Source organism: Acinetobacter rudis, assembly GCF_000829675.1.
GTDB lineage: Bacteria > Pseudomonadota > Gammaproteobacteria > Pseudomonadales > Moraxellaceae > Acinetobacter > Acinetobacter rudis.
Genome location: NZ_BBRX01000031.1, coordinates 1 through 18,811, shown reverse-complemented (window position 1 = coordinate 18,811; position 18,811 = coordinate 1). Strand labels below are relative to the sequence as shown.

The window sequence follows — 18,811 nt, the reverse complement described above, 5'->3', positions numbered from 1 at the left end:
ATGAATACATTAGAATTGCAACAGCGCATTATTGAGCTTACTCCTGAGCAACAGCAACAATCATTTTCGGAATTAAATTTGACGGAAATCGGTTTGAACGCCGATGACTTTGTTGCGGTGATGGACATACATAAAGAGCTTGATGAAATTAATCAGAATCGTGTAGCTGAATATGGTAAAAATATCGCGGTGAAGACTTCAACTTACACTGATGAACTTTTGGGTCTAGTGAAAAATAGTGAACTTGAAGACACTGGAAAAAAATTGAATGAAGTTGTACAAACTGCTCAACAAATTAATCAGTCTAACTTACTCCATCCAGGCAAGAACTCTGGTTTTTTTGCCAGTTTATTTAATAAAGTACGTGGGGCTAAACAAAGTTTTGATCAGCAGTTTGATAATACCAAACAACATTTAGATCGATTAGTGGGTGAAATTGAAACAACACAAACTGGTCTAAAAAGTCGTGTAACCACATTGGACCAGATGTTTGGTGCTGTGCAAGAGGAGTATAAGCAACTTGGTCTTTATGTTGCGGCTGGTCAATTGAAGTATCAGGCGATTCAACAGTCACTTACACAACTAAGTCGTGAGGAACTAAGCCAAGATCCTACACGAACTCAATTGGTTTATGACTTAAATCATGTGGCAAACAATTTAGAAAAACGCATTAGTGACTTAAGAGTGTTGCAGCAATCAGCGATGCAAACCTTACCGATGATTCGAATTATTCAGTCGAATAATTTGATGTTGGTTGATAAGTTCTATGCAATTAAAAACATCACATTACCCGCTTGGAAAAACCAAATTAGCTTGGCCATTTCATTGCAAGAGCAAAAAAATAGTGTACAGCTTGCGAACAGTATTGATGATGCAACCAATGAATTATTACGTCGAAATGCAGATTTATTACATCAAAACTCTGTAGATACCGCGAGGGCTAATCAGCGCTCAGTGATTGATATTGAAACACTTGAACATGTACAGAACAGCTTGATTAAAACCGTCAATGAAGTTATTCAGATTCAGAAAGAGGGGATGCAACAGCGTGAACAGGCTCAGGTTCGTTTGCGTGGTCTGCAAAATAATTTAAATCAACTTGTGTTGCAATCTAGTACAGAAATACCCAAGTCTAAGGTTTAAACTTGGGTTTTAATTAATAGTTGATGATCGTTGTATATTTGAGGAGCATCTCTTGTCTGGTTTTGACCCTATACGAGCGCAGACTGCAGTAAAAGATGTCAATTTAAGCTTAACGACCTTGCTGCGTCGTCAACGCCGTTTATATCTGCTTGCACTTGTGAGCTTGAGTTTAATGGTATTGGCGCTTTTTCTGACAGTGATTCAGCAGCAGCTTGTCTTAAGTTTTTGGGATTTAAGCCGTAGTGTGGAACAGTTACACATTCCAGCAACTGTCGATTTAACCAGCTTTCAAAGTAGAGAATTGCCGCATTATTTTGAGCGCTTTTTAAGTTGGTTAGGTTGGTTGTTCGTTAAAGTCATTGCAGTATTGATTGGTGGTTTTCTCCTTATTCGTTTACTTAAGCATTTTGGTTATTTTCAACGACGATTTAAATCTTTGGTGCTCAAGTTTGTCGCTTGGCTCATTTGTTGTATTTTGATTTGGTCAAGTTTGAGTTATATCCAATATCGTCTCAATGCCACTGAGCAGCAGTCTTATTATATGCTGTTAAGTTATGATCATAATATTCAAGAAAGCGTTATGGCGCAGCAGCTCGCACATGGACGAGAGCTTGAGGCAGTAAAAGCATATCTATTGGCTCAAACCGCTTTACTGCATGATCCAGTTGATAAAGCAGCAGCGCAAACTTATATGCAACAGTTATTATTAAGTGAACAATCACAACCTTATTTTGCGAGTTATGGATTTAAACCCGAACAGCTCTGGGCAATGCAACAGCAGTTATATGGTAAAAGTATAAGTCCCACAGCTCAGCAACTCGATATTTACGCTTTGAAAGCTGAGAAAGTATCTATCGTTGTCAAATGGTTACTCTATGCATTTGCAGTAGTTGCCTTAATCAGCGCTATGTTGAGTTATTTATTTGCACGTAATATTCAGCAACGCTGTCTACGCATTCAACAGTTAAGGACTTAAAATTATTTAAAAAAATTGTATGTCAATGTTGGTTTTCTTCTAAAAAGTTTTGTGCTGTGGTTATTATGTGTACAAAATGTTAGTTGGTTAATATTTTATCAGTGTTGTATGTTGAAATATCTAGATCCGTATCAACGAATTATATTTAGCTCAATATTGAGTCGATAATAAAAATAAAGGATCTAGTAGATGCAGCTTAAAGTGTTTTTATGTGGCTTATTTTTGGCTACTTCGGGGTGTAAGCAAACTGCTGATGAACTGCAATATACCGCAGTGGTAGAACCTAAAGTGCAGCTTGCTGAGCAAGCTGAGTTAGATAAGACTTGGAAATACCGCACAATCGTTCAGGGAAAAAATCAGAAGATAGATGTCTGGGCGGTTTATGATCTCGGGGCAGCTTATGCACAACCAGCAGGGCAGTTAGTTATTCATCGTGATTCAACAGGTGTTATGCGCGTTGAAATCGTAGCTGAAAATGTACATTTTCATTGTGATCGAAGCTATTGTCCAATCAATGTCTCTTTTGCTGGTAAGAACTACATATTTTATATTGATACCGCATTATCTACAGCTATTGAGCAAAGTAAAGTTGTGCTTAATCTAGGTGAAGTTGACATTTTTTTAGAATTATTACGCGAGTCTGAGTTGGTTGAAATAAAAGCAGATTTTTTCCCAGCGACATTGCCTAAGCTAATTTTTAATACACAATTATCTTCAGAAATAAAGTCTTTTTAAGATTGAGTCTAATAAACCTAAATAGTCAAACTCTGATTAAGTTTTGCAGTATTTATCACTATTTTAAAATATTAATTTGTATTGAATATTAATATTTTAAATTTGGTGATAATGAATGGAAATTATTTTAAATAAAAGTGAATGGTCATATTTTTTAAAATAATTTTTCTCTATGTTTATTTAAAATTTAAGACTTGTTTATATTTTATTAATGTAGATTTATAGCATAAATTTTAATAACTGTGTTTTTTGTCTGGTATTTATTATCTTTGTGATAATTGAAATTTTTTATTTTTAACATCATTCAAACATTGTATTGCAAGTGTGTTTTAGCTGATTATAATTGCCAGTATATAGTTAGGTTGTTTGTAAACTATATACAATAAATTTTATCTTATAAATATTTTTTTTATGACGGAATTATAATGCGTAAATTAATTTTATTAAATACAGTTCAAATATTTGCAATACTTTTTTCCCAACAAGTTTCTGCACATGGTGGGGTATCTTATCCAGCAGCTCGACAGTTTCAATGTAAAGAAGATGGTAAGTTTTGGGGAGCTTCTAGTGCCATTCCAAATGCAGGTTGTCGTGCGAGTTTTGATGTGTCAGGTTACTATGCTTTTATTCAGTGGAATGAAGGTGCAGCAAACCCCAACCCGCGTAATAACCAAGCTGCATTAGAAAAAGCAGTGCCAAATGGTTTACTTTGTGCAGCTGGCGATAAGAATAAACGTGGCTTAGATGTGCCACAAAATAAAGGATGGAAAGCAACTCCACTACAAGCAGGTTCAAGCTTTAAACATGTGTGGAAACTTACCGCACCGCATTTTCCTTCAGACCATGCTATATACATTACTAAGAAAGATGCAAACTTCCAAAATCGTGAATTACGATGGTCTGATCTTGATTTAGAGCACCCATTGTATAAAGGTAAAATGGCTCCAACAACGATTAATTCAGATGGTACTGCTGTTTATAACACCGATATTCGTATTCCAGCAGATCGTCAAGGTAAGGCAATCTTGTACTCAGTTTGGCAACGTGATGATGCAGGTAATGAAGCCTTCTTAAACTGTAGTGATATCGATATTCAACCTTTAGCGAATACTAAACCTACTGTATCGACACCTAAACCAGCTGTGACAAATGTTAAACCGATAGAAAGCAACACGAAACCTACAGCTGGAAAGCCATGGAAAGTACCAGCAGGTGCAGTACAAATTGGAGAGCCAATTCAACAGCCAGCAGTGAATAAACCTAAGCCTGTAACTAAACCTTGGAAAGTTCCTGCTGGTGCAACAGTAGGTCATACTGTAGATGAGCCTGCTCATAGATAATATGACATAGTACTGAATATTTAAATAAATACGTTTTTATGGGGTTGGTAATTTATAATAATTAAAATGAATTATATAATTATTTTCTTTTGAATCTAAATTTAATCATTGATTAAGCGTGTGATAGATGTTTTGATTAAGTTTTTACTTTTTATATTCATGTTCTGTTTAAAGTAAATGATAAGCTGAGTTCTATTTTAGTGAACTCGGCTTTTTTACTTTAGTTGTGATTAGAGTTTTTTGATTATTATACTGCGGAGTGAGGTCGGCTTTGTGTTGAGGGAAGTAATATAATAAGAGTGCTGATTGTTTTGATAATAATAAAAAGTCCCAACCTTATAGGTTAGGACTTTTTATTTAATTTTGTCGAAGATAATTATTATTTTTCAACAAAAGCACGTTCAATAACATAATCACCAAGTTCACCCATACGTGGCGATTCTTTTAGACCATGTTGATCTAATAAGTCTGCAACGTCTTTTAAGAAGTGTGGGCTACCACATAACATCGCACGGTCAGTTTCAGGATTAAATCGAGGTAAACCAATTTTTTCAAATAGTTCACCAGATTCGATCGCATGAGTAACACGACCACGAGTGTGGAATTCTTCACGTGTAACAGTTGGGTAGTAAACTAATTTTTCTTGAATACCAATTTCTTGGAAAAATTCGTTATTTGGTAGTTCATCTAGAATAAGCTCTTGATAAGCGAGTTCTGATATAAAACGTGTACCATGAACAACAATAACTTTTTCAAAGCGCTCATAAGTCTCAGGATCACGAATGACCGATAAGAATGGCGCTAGACCAGTACCTGAAGAAAGTAAATATAAGTTTTTACCAGGGTTAAGATCGTCTAGTACTAAAGTACCTGTAGGTTTTTTAGAAACTAAGAGTTCATCACCAACTTGTACTTTTTGTAGAATTGATGTCAGTGGACCGTCTTGAACTTTAATTGAGAAGAATTCGAGTTCTTCTTCGTAGTTGGCACTAGCAATAGAGTATGCACGCATGAGTGGTTTACCATTGACTTCAAGCCCAATCATTACGAATTGGCCATTCTTAAAGCGTAGTGCAGTATCGCGAGTGGTTTTAAAACTAAAAAGGGTATCATTCCAATGATGGACGTGCGTGATCTTTTCGACGTTAAAAGCAGCCATTAAATGTCTCAATAAACATAAAAAATTAATATAGACCACTATTCTAAACTAAAATCATTCTCGATAAACTGAATAAAATTAATTGAGCTTATGAGTAAAAATGATGAAGCCCTGCATACAAGTCCCAATCATCGCGTATATGCATAGTCCATTTCGCGAAAAGTTTGGAATTCCGCGACAACCAAATTTGGTTGAAGTTGAATCTTATTTGGAAATGCAGGCACCTTATAATGATCTTGCGGCATTTGAAGGAATTGAAGAGTTTAGCCATTTATGGCTAATTTGGAATTTTCATGATAATAAAGCAGTTTCATCCAATGAGGCAGCAGCACCTAGTTTTCGTGCACAAGTCCGTCCACCACGTTTGGGGGGCAATCAAAAAATAGGAGTCTTTGCGACTCGTAGTATGTACCGACCCGCTGCTTTAGGTCTTTCAGTGGTTAAGTTTAAGAAAGTGGTAAAACAGGGTAAGTCTGTGCGTATTTATGTTTCTGGGAGTGACTTATTGGATGGCACACCGATCGTTGATATAAAACCCTATATTCATTATTCAGATGCGATTGTGGATGCACAAAGTGGTTATGCTCAACAACAACCACTGACTAAGGCTGTAGTGTGGCGAGATGTCTCCGTGGAGCAACAACAAGGGTATCTAGCCCAAGGTCTATTAACTCCACAAAAGATCGCTGAACTTGAACAAGTGCTAGCTTTAGATCCCCGACCTGCATACCAACAAGACACAACAAGAATCTATGGCATGATGTTTGCCGAATTTAATATTAAATTTAATGTTAGTGATTATGCGGTCGAGATTGTGCAGATTGAAAAGATAGTAGATTAAATAGATTGCAGCGATAAGTTTTCTAGGCCGTTTCAATTTACTCTATCAGTTCGATTGGACGGCTTATTGCAAAGAGAAGGAGAGAAGTTGTCTATTGGTTGATGATGTAATTGGGTTTTTGCTTAAAGGCCAAAGAAAAAATAATAAGAAACCTTGAATAAAATAATATAGGAATAACATTTCATGCATGTGGATTTTAACATCGATAGTACTTGGTGTTTACAGCAGCTACATCAAGATGGTTTGATCACTCAACGTGATCTCGATTTAGTTCGAACAACTCCACGTCGTACCGAGCAACAGTCGTGGCATGCTTTGCAGTGGATTGCACATTTTAAATTATGTAATCTTGAACATAAATCTACACTGAACTTAAATGATTTATGTTTGTGGCTGGCGAAGAAATCAGGCTTAGCACTTTATACATTAGATCCACTTAAATTGGACATCGCTGCTTTGACTCAGATCATGAGTCAAGAGTTTGCACTCAAAAATCATATCCTAGCTGTCGAAATTCAGCAGGATCAGGTTTGGATTGCGACAACACAGCCATTTAATCAGCAGTGGATTCCCCAATTGGCAATGAGTTTAAAGCCCAAAAATATTAGTGTTGTTCTACTTGATCCTGAAACAATGCAGCGATATCAGTCTGAATTTTACAGTATTAACCAAGCGACTTATGCGGCAAAAAAACAATACGATCGTCATCAATTTGCTGAACCCGCTATCATTCAAGTGGAGAGTGAGCTTGATGAACAACATATCGTGCAGTTAGTGGATTGGTTACTACAATTTGCATTTGAACAGAGAGCTAGTGATATTCATCTAGAGCCGCGTCAAATACAGGGACAAGTTCGATTTCGCATCGATGGATTATTACACTGTGTTCATCGCATGCCGATGACTACATTTAATGCCGTAGTGGCTCGACTTAAGATATTAGCACAGCTTAATGTTGCAGAGCGGCGCAGACCACAAGACGGTCGTTTAGCTATGCAAACCTCACACAAAGAACAACGAGAACTGCGTATATCAACTTTACCTACGGCATTTGGTGAAAAAATGGTATTAAGGATTTTTGATCCAATGCTTTTGCTGAGAGATTTATCGCAATTGGGTTTTAGTGCAAATTTGTTGGCGACATGGCAGCAGTTGATTCAAGCAAGAAATGGCATGATTTTAGTGACTGGGCCAACAGGTTCAGGCAAGACAACAACGTTATATTCGACCCTCAAACAATGTGCTACAGAACAATTCAATGTCTGTAGTATCGAAGATCCGATTGAAATGCTAGAACCTAGTTTTAATCAAATGCAGATTAATCCAAAAATAGATTTAGGTTTTGCAGAGGCCATTCGAGCACTGATGCGACAAGACCCTGATATTATTATGGTTGGAGAGATCCGTGATCAACGCACTGCACAGATGGCGATTCAAGCCGCGCTCACAGGACATTTGGTTTTTTCTACGTTACATACTCAAGATGCAGTGTCGAGTTTGATTCGATTGCAGGACCTAGGCATACAACCATTTTTAATTGCAGCAACTTTATTGGGTATTCTAGCGCAGCGTTTAGTAAGAAGACTTTGCCCATATTGTAAACAACTTGCGCTGGTTGATGCGATTAAATGGCAGCACCTTGTTGCAGATTATCACTATGTGCAACCTGAGCAGCTCTATCGAGCACGAGGTTGCCCTCATTGTAGAGAAACAGGTTTTGTGGGACGTATAGCTCTTTATGAGTTTCTACCTATTACTACGGCTTTAAAACAACAGATTATTCAGGGCAATCAACATCTACACATACGTGAGGCTGTATATAAAGCAGGCATTTTACCTTTACGTATAGCTGCGGCTGAACAGATTTTACAAGGAGAAACCAGTTTAGATGAGGTCTTTACGGTTTTACCTTGGGGATAATATTGTATAAGAGTGATGATTCAACTTTTTTGATTGATTAAAATTCTTAAGATTCACTTCATCTGAATTTGTTTAACTACAGATATCGAAATGATCGTATCGCAATAAACTCTCACAAAACAATGAGGAAAGTAGTATGAAAATAATCTCAAAATTTTTAATCGCAGCTGCGGTGATTACAACCACAAGCGTAGCGATTGCCAATATACCTGTGAATCAAAATGTGGTGAATCAAGCGGCTGTTGTTAGCCTTAAAACTGTTAAGCAAGCACTCAATGCAAAAGATAATACACAAGTTGAATTACGCGGTAATGTGGTTAAATCACTGGGTGATGAAAAATATGAATTTCGTGATCAGACGGGCAGTATTACTGTCGAAATTGATCATGAATTATGGCAAGGTCGACCAATTGCTGCAAACACGGCTATTACGCTTGTTGGTGAGGTTGACGTTGATTATAAACCAACGAAACGTGTTGAAATTGATGTGAAATCACTACGTTTTTAATTGCTAGTGTTTAATGTCAAAATTCATTGAATGAGAAACCACATGTCATGATGTCATGTGGTTTTTGGCTATTATAATTGATAATTAAGTTTAGAATCTTGTTAAAAAACTTGGGGCTAATTTATGAGAATTTTACTTGCTGAAGATGATGCTTCTCAAGCTGAAAGTATTAAAACATGGCTTGAAATGGATGGTTATAGTATAGATTGGGTTGAGCGGGGGGATCATGCCATTTTGGCCATTGAACAACATGACTATGATTGTATTTTATTAGATCGTGGCCTACCGAAAAACAGTGGTGATGAGATCATTGAAAAAATTCAGCAACTTAAATTGTCTTGCCCTGTTATTTTTATCACCGCACGTGATTCTATTTCAGATCGAGTGAGTGGCCTAGACCTAGGTGCACATGATTATTTAGTTAAGCCTTTTAGTTTAGAAGAGTTATCCGCTCGTATTCGTAGTCATTTACGCCAACAACAAAGTGTACATAGTCAACAATTATGTTTTGCTGATTTATGTTTAGATCCACAAGCTAAAGTGTTAACTCAAGCGGGTACAGTAGTTAATTTGACTGCTAAAGAGTTTCAGATTTTACATAAATTGATGCAACGTCCAGGCCATGTGATGACCCGCGAACAACTCGAACAATCACTTTATGCATGGGGCGATGAAATTGAAAGTAATGCTATTGAAGTTTTTATCTATCAAATTCGTAAAAAAATTGGGGTGAAAATGATTAAGACGATTCGAGGACTAGGTTATCGCATGCATCAAGAACCGAAAGAGTAAGCTTGACATGACAAAGGTCAATATTTCTTTGCAAAGTCGATTAATAAAAACGGCAATGCTGAGCTCTATGATTGCGGGGATTGTTGCACTTTTATTTTTAGTGCTGATTTCTATTTATCAGAGCATGAGTATGCAAGATGAGATTATGGATGAAGTGGCTGATATGCTTTTAAGTCGAGATATAAAGCAAAATCATGGTCTACAGGTCGATGATCTCAGTGAAGAATTTTCGATTAACTACCAACTGACCTTTGATCAGCAATTACTCACTCAATCTAAAGAATTTCCATCGATCAAGCCAAGTTCAATTTTGAGTTATGGAGATGGTCAGTATGCTTATGCATGGCATGAACAACAATTGTGGCGTTATTATCACGTACAAGATAATGAGCGTCATATGCAGGTCACACTTTATCAGCCCTTAACCGAACGTTTTGATGATTTCTGGGGCAGTATTTCAGTCTACACCGCAGGATTAATTATTTTATGGTTATTACAAGCACTGCTACTGAATTTCTCTGTTAGGAAACAATTTTCTTCAATTAAACGTCTATCACAGCATATAGCAGCGAAAGACAGTAATGATTTAAGCCCAATTGAAAATATCCAACCAGAGTTCGTAGAATTACAACCCATTTTACAGCAGCTCAATTTGTTATTCTCACGCTTACAACATGCGTTGGCCGCAGAGCAACGTTTCACTGCAGATGCAGCACATGAGTTACGCTCGCCACTTTCAGCCATGCAAATGCGCTTACAGGTATTACAGCGTAAACATGTAGGACACTTAGAGCAAATACAGCCAGATTTGGTTGCGATACAACAAGATTTAAACCGAGGAGTACAAGTCCTTGAAAATTTATTGTTATTGGCTCGCTTAGATCCAACGGATCAACAACAGTTACATAAGCAGCAGTTTGATATTCAGCGGTTATTGCATGAGGTATTAGCGTCTTTAGAACCCTTCATCGTGGAAAAAAATATTGATGTTCAATTAGATTTTCCAATACAAGACATGAAGCAAGAGGACGAATACTGGGTGTGGGCACAGCGTGAATTTCTTTATATCTGTATACGCAACTTAATTGATAATGCCATACGTTATAGCGACTTTTCTGCAAAAGTCACCATTCGCTTTCAACAAACTCAGCAACAGAGCATTTTATTGATCGAAGATAATGGGCAACAACTCACTAATGAAACTTTAGATCGTATGGGTGAGAGATTTTATCGTGCATTGGGAAGTAAGACACAGGGTAGTGGCTTAGGCTTATCAATTTGTAAAAAGATTATTGAATTACACCAAGGACAACTACAGTTTAGTCGAGCGCCGACGGGTGGTCTAAGCGTAAGTATAAGTCTGGTGAATAAGAATATAATGAATTAAAACATTTAACATAAAATATGGGTCAAAAGAAAAGGGCAGTATCTATATCGTTATAATTACTGCCACTCCCACGTTTGAGTTTATTGTGTGCTCTCAGCTTGGTTTAATTATTTAGTTAAGATTAAACGGTTGTTACGTGTGAGACGCAAACGATATTCTTCTCCTGCATGCATAATGCGGATTTCTCGACCTAGCGAGAATAGATTGCTTGAATGCAACATAGGTAAAGCGTGGTTTTGTTCGTGGCTGCGGGTAAATAGGCTAAATGGTGCGTTCATGGCGTTACTCCGTGGTGTTTTTTATTGATTTAAATGATAATCATTATCGAATGGGTCTGTCAACATAATTTTGTGGTTTATAAAAAAGCAATTGCTTAGACTAGGGGCTCTTCTGTGTTTTAGTACAAAATTCTATGTCTCAAAAGTGTATTGATGTCGCAATTGGCTTAGTGTTCTATCAGGCTAAGCTACTTTTAGGTTGGCGCAGTGCCAAACAGCATCAGGGTAATAAATATGAGTTTCCTGGAGGGAAAGTGGAGACTGGCGAGCTTCCTGTTGATGCATGCCGCCGTGAAATTTTTGAAGAGGTTGGTGTGGATTTAGTGCACTGGCATGCAGTAGAAGTGATTGAGCATCAATACGATGACTTACGACTAAAGTTACATGTGTTTTCTAGTCAGATTGATCGCGCGCAGCTTGATCTTATACAGGCTCCATGGGCATGGTATACACGCGATGAATTAACGCAATTGAACTTTCCTGCAGCGAACCATAGCATAGTGCAACGTTTGTTCTGGCCAAAGTTAATTAAGATCAGCTCAGATTGGCAAGAGATCTACCAAGTACAGGCAGATCGATGGTTATATCTGCGTTGTTCTTCCACTCAACAAAATGATGCATTGCTTAAAGTCTTATCAAACGTTGATGAAAAGGTATTGTCTCAACTGATTGTTAACATCGAAATCTGGTCGCAGTTAACAGCACAACAGCAGACACAGGTTGCTGCTGTACATTTTAAGCAGCAACAGTTTATGCAGATGAATGAACAGGATTTACCAAGGCATATACGTAGTTTTGCAGCTTGCCATGATGAGGCTTCGATTCTGTACGCGAATCGTTTAGGTTTTGATGCGATCAGCTTAAGCCCAGTAATATCTACACCTACACATCCTGATCAACAAGGACTAGGATGGCCCCAGTTTTCTCAACTCGCAGCACTCACACAGTTACCGGTTTTTGCCTTAGGTGGTATACATCCACAAGATTTAGTCTTGGCAGAGCAAAATCATGCTTATGGTCTGGCGGGTATCCGTAATTTTTAATACGCGGATATACTCTAAAGTCGTTGTAACTGGGCTTGAGCCTCACTCACTACTTTGGCTTTGTTCTGTTGTTGGCCTGCGCTCATGATCACTTGCCAAAGTTGTTTCTCAAGGTTTTTACTTTGTGCAAAACTGAGACCACGACGTGCTAAAGATTCAGCATTATTGGGCTGCTTTCGTTTTTCGGCGATGAGTGCCAAATATAGAAAGTTCTCAGCTGACTGCGGAGCAAGACGCTGAGCTTGCATCGCATATTGTTCTGCTTGATCAAGCTGACCACGTTGTAAAGCAAGTTGGCTTTGTTGCATTAACTGCTTAAAGGCGGGGAGTTGTTGACCATCTTCAAAATGTTGTCTTTGTACTGCTTGTTTAGGGGGCTGTACAACGATCGGTTGGCGTTTGATTTCTGGTTGCTCATAGGGTGTTGTGGTTACACCAGACGGGGTTTTTTCTTGAGCAGGTGTTTTGTTCTGCGTAGGCTGTGGTGGCTTACTGGTCGTTTCGGTTGGCAGACTCTGACAACCCACAAGACTGATGAGAATACTAGTAAGTGCTAAAGATTGTTTAAATTTCATATCGAATTGATGCGGTGAAAATATCTATTAGCATACTCAAAGTTCTTTATAAATGAAAAGCCCTACTGTGCAATGAATTGTCAGCAGGGCTTGAATGAGTAATTGGCCTTAAATCTTATGGACTCAATATTATTGGCTTAAAGGATTGGGCTCATTTTGCATAAATTGTTCATCATCATTGTTGGTCTGATTGTTTTGCTCCTCATTATTTCCATTTTCTGCACTGTTCTCTGCATCAGGGATATACGTTGGCTGTACCTCATAATAGGGTAAACCACACGCTGTTGCATGACGTGGGACACTAAACTGTGTCATTGGCATATACATCGCACCCTCACAATTTTGGGCTGAGAGGTTACCACTTTCCAGATCCACCCAATGCCATTGAATATCACCTGTTTGTTTTAGATTTACTGGTTTTTGTCGTAGTTGCTTCATGACATTAATCCAGACAGGGAGAGCACCACTCGAACCTGTTAATCCAGTAATTTTATTGTCATCTAAGCCAAGCCATACCACAGCAACATGGTTGCCAGAGTATCCTGCAAACCATGAATCTCGAGCATCATTCGTGGTTCCTGATTTACCTGCCAATTTAAGCTCGGGTGAGAAGGTGTTATAGCTTGCACGACCTGTACCTGAGCTCATCACTTGTTGTAGACCATAGTTAAGTAGGTAAGCAGATGTTGGATCAATGGTTTGTTGAACACTCAAACTATAGCGATCAAGTACCTTACCTTTATCATCTACGACTGAGCGAATTGATTTGATTGGATACTTAAAGCCACCTGTAGCAAAGTTACTATAAATACTGAGTACTTCCATTGGAGACATATCAACAGCACCAAGGAAAATCGATGGATAACTTGGGATTTTCGAATTCACACCAAATTTAATCAAGTGATTACTGAAACTCGAAACACCAAATTCATTACCTAATCGAACTGCTGATAAGTTATACGAGTTTGCTAAAGCACGTACCATAGGTACAGAGCCATAACTCGTACCGCTATAGTTCTTCGGTGTCCAGTTATTTGTACCATTAATATTCAGACTAATTGGACTGTCGTCTATCTTGCTGGCCCAAGTATATCGGCCTGATTCAAGTGCAGATAAATAAATCACAGGCTTAAGTAGTGAACCGACTTGACGTTTTGCATCTAGGGCACGGTTAAAACCAGTGAAGTCTTGTGTTGAGCCTACGGCTGCAACCAATTCACCATTTTCAGGATGCGTCACCAAAACAGCACCTTGCAAGTTTTTTAAACGCTGTGGATTGGCATTAGATAATTTAGTGACTGTCTGTCTAAAACTATTTTGCACTCGTGTTTGTGCGATTGGGTCTAGCGTTGTAAAAATACGTAGGCCTTGATTGGTTAAAGCCGATTCCTGATATTCACTTTTAAGTTGGCGACGCACAATATCAAGAAAATCAGGGAAGCGTGATGGCCCTGTTGTTGGTTTACTGACGACTCCAAGAGGACGAGCAGACTCAGTTTCATACTGTTGTTGAGATAAATAGCCCATGACCAACATATTGTTTAATACAACATTACGACGTTTTAGCGCACCTTCAGGATTTTTCCATGGATTATAGAGGGTAGGTCCTTGTACTAAGCCCACGAGGTAAGCTTGCTGTGCTGTATTTAACTCTCGTAAAGGTAAACCAAAGTAAAACTGTGAGGCCAAGCCATAACCATTTATCGAATAGTTACCATTTTGCCCCAAATTTACTTCATTTAGATAGGCTTCTAAGATTTCATCTTTGCTGTAATGAAGCTCAAGTAAAAAGGCCATTAGCGCCTCATTGACTTTACGCTTCAATGTTTTCTCAGGGCTTAAATAAAAGTTTTTAACCAGCTGTTGGGTCAAAGTAGAACCACCTTGACGTCGCCCACCAGTAATATTACTGACAATAGCGCGTGCTGTACCTCGAACTGAAATACCATGATGCTGATAAAAATTACGGTCTTCAGTCGCGATTAAAGCTTCAATCAGTGATTTAGGCACTTTGTTGAGTTTGATTAACACTCGATCTTCATTGTGCTGTGGATAGATACCACCAATTAACATCGGTTCAAGGCGGGCGATCCCTGTACTTGAGGGCTTTGTCGCACGTACGTCACTGACCTGATTGTTGGCAAATGAAATTTGTAAGACTTGTTCAGGGTCTACACTGTCACCAAAGTCAAAACCACGAGTATGCACATAAAGTGCACCATCTCTTTGCACATAACTACCAGATTTTTCATAGTTACTGCTCTGTTTATAACCGAGCAATTTTAACTCTTGCTCTACATCTGCTTGGCCAACTGGCGCATTGCTATAGATTTCTAGCGGGCGAGCAAAAACTTTAGCGGGAATGTCCCAGCGGTTGCCTTCAAATTTATCGCGGATAACATTATCCAAACGCACTAGATAAATGCTAAAAGCAATTGCAGCTGCAATGATGAGCAGAGAAAATATGAGCGCTATTAAGCCTATACCACGTTGAAACTTCATATATGTCAGAGATCGCCTGATGATTTTTGACCATCATGCGAAGCTTTTCTTGAATTTGCAATAATTAAACTGTGAAATGTTACTGATGGTGACAACAATATGCTGTGATTTCGTAGCGTATTGTTTTTTAAAAATGAAAATATTAATGCTATTATAGCCGAAATCCCTACGGAGCCTGATCATACGTGCAAATTTTACCAAAAACATTTAGAAATATTGGTTTAATTGGGCGACCAGACAAAACTTCAGCCGTAGAGTCTCTTTGTCTTATCCATGATCATCTGTTGCGCCTAGGGTTAAATCCAGTATTGGATGCAGATACAGCAAAATTTGTCCCGTACCGTAATACACAAACGGTCAGTCGCCACCTATTGGGTGAAGTCACAGATTTAGTGATTGTCGTTGGTGGGGATGGTACTTTACTCCATGCTGCACGAGCCTTAGTGAAGTATGGTACACCTGTACTTGGGGTGAACCGTGGCCGTTTAGGATTTTTGACAGATATTAATCCAAGTGATGTATTGCTGAAGTTAGATCAGGTTTTACAAGGTCAATTTCAGCTGGACAGACGATTTTTACTTGAGCTTGAAATTCGCAGTAAAAATGAACTCATTTTTGACGCAATTGCGTTAAACGATGTCGTGTTGCACTCGGGTAAGTCTGTTCATATGATCGACTTTGAGTTAAATATTGATGGCCAATATGTATATCGTCAGCACAGTGATGGTCTAATTGTTTCGACGCCTACAGGTTCAACAGCTTACTCACTGTCTGGTGGTGGGCCAATTTTACATCCAAGTATGGATGCTATTGCCTTAGTACCAATGCATCCTCACACTTTGTCTTCACGTCCGATTGTTGTGGGTGGGCAAAGTGAGATCAAGATTCGTATTCGTGAAAATCGGGTAATGCCTATGGTCAGTGCAGATGGGCAACATAGTGTGGCACTGAATATCGGTGATAATTTATATATTCGTAAGCACCCGTACAAACTTACTTTATTGCATCCACCTGGTTACGACTTCTATATGGCATGTCGAACTAAACTGGGTTGGAACCAAGAATTTGAAGCTTTGCATCAGCAGGATTAGATATGAACATAGAACAAATGCTTTCGATGTTAGATGAAAACATCGTTGAACGTTTAAAAACTGCAGTTGAAATTGGTAAATGGCCAAATGGGGTTGCCTTAACTGCTGAACAGCGTCAAACCTGTATGCAGGCTGTGATTGCTTGGGAACATCAGCATGTTGATCCGACTCAACGTACAGGATACATCTCTAAACCGCAAAAGGAAGAGGACAGTTGTTCTTCACATAGCCATGAGGAAACTGAAAAACCTATCCGTTTCATTTAATTCAAATTCAATATTGTGACCCACTATTTTATATATGAAATAGTGGGCTCGTTTATTGATATGATGTGCTTAGAGTTTCCCTAATTTTTAGTTACTATTCAACTTGAAATGTTGAGTGAGTTGTTGATTTTTCTTAAGTGTTTTGAAGTAGTTTAATTCTTTAGTTGTAGTGGTGCTTGACGCTAAATTAGGTACATGTAGAGCAATATTTTTACCTGTTTCACAAGATTGTATATAGAGATCAAAGCATGTCGTTATGCTAGGATCTATAGAGGCATGGTTTACAAAGACTGGTTTTAACAGTGTTATATAATAATTAATGCAATCTAGATCTTGAGTAAAACTCTGGAGCGGTTTAATTTTTTTTTGAAAATTCTGCAAACTACTTATGTCAGCAGGAATATTAAAACAGTTTACATTAACAAAGTTTTCCTTGATTTCATGAACATAGGGCTGAATGATATTGTTGCCATTTTTTTGTATTACTTCAAAGAATGGAGCTGTAGATATTGAAAAAAGTCTAGTTTGATTACCATCAAAATAAGAATATACAATAGTGGAATGCTTTAGGTTTTCAATTGGAACACCCTCTACCATTCGTTTGTTTAGCTCATCATCAATTAGATCTAACAGCTTAAGTAGACCTTGTTGATGATTAATAAAGTGCTGTTCAATACGATTTGAAAAAATCTTTTCACCCGTGATGGCAATAGCTCCTCGCGGCCATAATTTAATTTTTTGTTCTTGGTCTGAGTGTAGTTGTAAGGCCCCTGACTGGATATCACAGATCATGGAGCGTTTGTCTGCAGCAATAACTATACAATCCCCAATATGGGCTGAAAGGATCATGGTCATAATGCGATTGCTCAATCTTTAAATATTTTGTAGTATTACTTAACAATGTAAATAAATAAAGAGTAATAACGATGGCTGGTGGATCGCAAATTTTGATTGATAGTCAGGGAGTAACGGTTACAACAAATGGTAAAGTTGTCTTTAAGGCAGGGCAGCACGTTTTTGAAAGTGGAGAAAGGGTACTTGCGCCTGAAAATGTGTTACCTAAAGCGCCAACTGACTATAGTCGAAAATTTTTTATTCCTTCTAAAGTGGAGTCGCTAGAAAAGAATATAAAACACTCAAATCCCACGCAGATTATAGGATTCAGAACAGATGATCATGAACCCGTTTTTTTTGAGCATTTAAACACTAAGAGCCAAGAACAAGAGATAGAGACAAAACGATTTTATATAGATAAATTAACGAATACGATCGTTCATCTTTTTGTGGATCTCCCTGTGATGAACATCCATGAAAATGATGATGACTGTGGTAGTATTAATGAATAATTCATATATTACTTTAGATATTTTCGTTGTAGATACAAATAATAAAAAAATTGATAATTTTCCATTTAACGGAAGTTTTTCTAATGAAATAAATCAAAAACAAAAAATATGTGACGAAAATGGAAGTTGTAAATTAACATTATAAATAGGCACTTCTTATCATGTCTCTATTTTAAAACCTGTTGACAGTTATCAAGAAAAATTAGTTATTGATGTAAGCGTAGAACTGAATAATTTTACGATAAAAATTATTCTAGATAACTCTATTGGAATGAAAAAAAATAAATGAAATAGCTGATCAAGGGGCTATTGTGGAAGTAGTTGATAAGGTAACAATATATAAGTAGATACCCTCCAAATAAAAATGAAAGGTAAACTTTATTTAATATTATGAAAAATATACTTAATAATTAGGAGCGGAGATTTTGAAAAACTTATTAAAAAATATTGATTCTAGTAGTATTTTTTAAGCGCTTAAATAATTTTAATGATCGTAGTTCTAGTATTAATGGATAATTTGAGAGTGGTAGGAAATTTCTTATTTTTAGGATTTTGTCTAATGATTACAGTGAACAGTTATGCAGAAAAATTAGAAATCATAAGTTCGTGGTTTGATGAAGGTCCAAGTAATGATGAAGGTATACCATTATATGTTTTTACAATTAACTTAACTCAGGTAGATCACAAGTTGATTGGAGAGTATTGTTATGTTTCTAATTATGGCAAAAGAGATGATTGTAATAATCCTATCAGAGGGAAAAAAATTTCAACAGGTTTATATCAAGTTGATTTCAATAGTAGTTTTGGCGGTAAAAATGGGCTAGCTGAAATAAAATTCTTAGATAAAAAAATGTATTGGATTGTTCATAGGTTTCCGCGGTATGGGGCATATTCAATACCTAAAGAGTC

General features: G+C 37.5%; 20 protein-coding genes. 15 read left to right on the top strand and 5 right to left on the bottom strand.

Translation table 11 applies throughout. From position 1 onward, the window contains the following. The 4 genes from Aru01_RS09255 to Aru01_RS09240 all read left to right on the top strand — a co-directional run bounded on the left by Aru01_RS09255 (nt 1) and on the right by Aru01_RS09240 (nt 4,194). Complete coding sequence (locus tag Aru01_RS09255; protein WP_016656919.1) at nt 1–1,143, top strand: toxic anion resistance protein; 1,143 nt, start codon at nt 1–3, stop codon at nt 1,141–1,143. A 52-nt stretch (nt 1,144–1,195) separates the two neighbouring features. Further along, nucleotides 1,196–2,119 (top strand): hypothetical protein, encoded by a 924-nt coding sequence (locus Aru01_RS09250; protein WP_016656918.1) that lies wholly within the window; start codon nt 1,196–1,198, stop codon nt 2,117–2,119. A 189-nt stretch (nt 2,120–2,308) separates the two neighbouring features. Beyond that, nucleotides 2,309–2,854, top strand: coding sequence for a hypothetical protein (locus Aru01_RS09245; protein WP_016656917.1), 546 nt, complete (start codon nt 2,309–2,311; stop codon nt 2,852–2,854). A gap of 425 nt (nt 2,855–3,279) precedes the next feature. Then, on the top strand, nt 3,280–4,194 hold the full coding sequence (locus Aru01_RS09240; protein ID WP_016656916.1) for a lytic polysaccharide monooxygenase auxiliary activity family 9 protein: 915 nt from the start codon (nt 3,280–3,282) through the stop codon (nt 4,192–4,194). Nucleotides 4,195–4,573: 379 nt separating this feature from the next. Here the strand turns inward: Aru01_RS09240 and Aru01_RS09235 are convergent, their stop codons facing one another. Continuing rightward, nucleotides 4,574–5,353, bottom strand: coding sequence for a ferredoxin--NADP reductase (locus Aru01_RS09235; protein WP_016656915.1), 780 nt, complete (start codon nt 5,351–5,353; stop codon nt 4,574–4,576). Between the two features lie 103 nt (nt 5,354–5,456). Here Aru01_RS09235 and tsaA point away from each other — a divergent pair, with 103 nt between their 5' ends. The 5 genes from tsaA (at nt 5,457) to Aru01_RS09210 (ending at nt 10,801) form a co-directional block, all read left to right on the top strand. Beyond that, nucleotides 5,457–6,194 (top strand): tRNA (N6-threonylcarbamoyladenosine(37)-N6)-methyltransferase TrmO, encoded by a 738-nt coding sequence (gene tsaA / locus Aru01_RS09230; RefSeq protein ID WP_040331247.1) that lies wholly within the window; start codon nt 5,457–5,459, stop codon nt 6,192–6,194. Nucleotides 6,195–6,377: 183 nt separating this feature from the next. Then, nucleotides 6,378–8,114 carry a type IV pilus assembly ATPase TfpB gene (gene tfpB, locus Aru01_RS09225; RefSeq protein ID WP_016656913.1) on the top strand — a complete coding sequence of 579 codons (1,737 nt, stop codon included), beginning with the start codon at nt 6,378–6,380 and terminating at the stop codon, nt 8,112–8,114. Between the two features lie 136 nt (nt 8,115–8,250). Continuing rightward, nucleotides 8,251–8,622, top strand: coding sequence for a NirD/YgiW/YdeI family stress tolerance protein (locus tag Aru01_RS09220; RefSeq protein ID WP_016656912.1), 372 nt, complete (start codon nt 8,251–8,253; stop codon nt 8,620–8,622). 123 nt (nt 8,623–8,745) lie between these two features. Then, on the top strand, nt 8,746–9,414 hold the full coding sequence (locus Aru01_RS09215) for a response regulator transcription factor (RefSeq protein ID WP_016656911.1): 669 nt from the start codon (nt 8,746–8,748) through the stop codon (nt 9,412–9,414). Between the two features lie 7 nt (nt 9,415–9,421). Further along, the gene (locus Aru01_RS09210) at nt 9,422–10,801 is read left to right on the top strand and encodes a sensor histidine kinase (RefSeq protein ID WP_016656910.1); all 1,380 of its coding nucleotides are present in this window, start codon (nt 9,422–9,424) and stop codon (nt 10,799–10,801) included. A 107-nt stretch (nt 10,802–10,908) separates the two neighbouring features. Here Aru01_RS09210 and hemP read toward each other — a convergent pair whose 3' ends face one another. Further along, nucleotides 10,909–11,079, bottom strand: a complete 171-nt coding sequence (gene hemP, locus Aru01_RS09205; protein ID WP_016656909.1) for a hemin uptake protein HemP — start codon at nt 11,077–11,079, stop codon at nt 10,909–10,911. Between the two features lie 134 nt (nt 11,080–11,213). Between hemP and Aru01_RS09200 the strand changes: the two genes are divergently transcribed. Next, nucleotides 11,214–12,122 (top strand): NUDIX domain-containing protein, encoded by a 909-nt coding sequence (locus Aru01_RS09200; protein WP_016656908.1) that lies wholly within the window; start codon nt 11,214–11,216, stop codon nt 12,120–12,122. A gap of 14 nt (nt 12,123–12,136) precedes the next feature. On the opposite strand, the gene Aru01_RS09195 is transcribed toward Aru01_RS09200, so the two are convergent. Further along, nucleotides 12,137–12,697 carry a hypothetical protein gene (locus tag Aru01_RS09195; RefSeq protein ID WP_016656907.1) on the bottom strand — a complete coding sequence of 187 codons (561 nt, stop codon included), beginning with the start codon at nt 12,695–12,697 and terminating at the stop codon, nt 12,137–12,139. 129 nt (nt 12,698–12,826) lie between these two features. Next, nucleotides 12,827–15,199, bottom strand: a complete 2,373-nt coding sequence (gene mrcB, locus Aru01_RS09190) for a penicillin-binding protein 1B (protein ID WP_016656906.1) — start codon at nt 15,197–15,199, stop codon at nt 12,827–12,829. Between the two features lie 185 nt (nt 15,200–15,384). On the opposite strand from mrcB, the gene Aru01_RS09185 reads away from it, so the two are divergent. Continuing rightward, nucleotides 15,385–16,290: an NAD(+) kinase gene (locus Aru01_RS09185; protein WP_016656905.1), complete on the top strand. Its 906-nt coding sequence runs from the start codon at nt 15,385–15,387 to the stop codon at nt 16,288–16,290. Nucleotides 16,291–16,292: 2 nt separating this feature from the next. Beyond that, the gene (locus tag Aru01_RS09180; RefSeq protein WP_016656904.1) at nt 16,293–16,556 is read left to right on the top strand and encodes a YeaC family protein; all 264 of its coding nucleotides are present in this window, start codon (nt 16,293–16,295) and stop codon (nt 16,554–16,556) included. Nucleotides 16,557–16,643: 87 nt separating this feature from the next. On the opposite strand, the gene Aru01_RS09175 is transcribed toward Aru01_RS09180, so the two are convergent. Beyond that, nucleotides 16,644–17,411, bottom strand: coding sequence for a hypothetical protein (locus tag Aru01_RS09175; RefSeq protein ID WP_016656903.1), 768 nt, complete (start codon nt 17,409–17,411; stop codon nt 16,644–16,646). A 71-nt stretch (nt 17,412–17,482) separates the two neighbouring features. Here Aru01_RS09175 and Aru01_RS09170 point away from each other — a divergent pair, with 71 nt between their 5' ends. The 3 genes from Aru01_RS09170 to Aru01_RS09160 all read left to right on the top strand — a co-directional run. Beyond that, the gene (locus Aru01_RS09170) at nt 17,483–17,902 is read left to right on the top strand and encodes a hypothetical protein (RefSeq protein ID WP_016656902.1); all 420 of its coding nucleotides are present in this window, start codon (nt 17,483–17,485) and stop codon (nt 17,900–17,902) included. Next, complete coding sequence (locus Aru01_RS09165; RefSeq protein WP_155757970.1) at nt 17,895–18,047, top strand: hypothetical protein; 153 nt, start codon at nt 17,895–17,897, stop codon at nt 18,045–18,047. The genes Aru01_RS09170 and Aru01_RS09165 overlap by 8 nt, the downstream gene beginning before the upstream one ends. Before the next feature lie 414 nt (nt 18,048–18,461). Continuing rightward, on the top strand, nt 18,462–18,811 hold a 350-nt coding region (locus Aru01_RS09160), incomplete at its 3' end, for a hypothetical protein (RefSeq protein ID WP_217995750.1).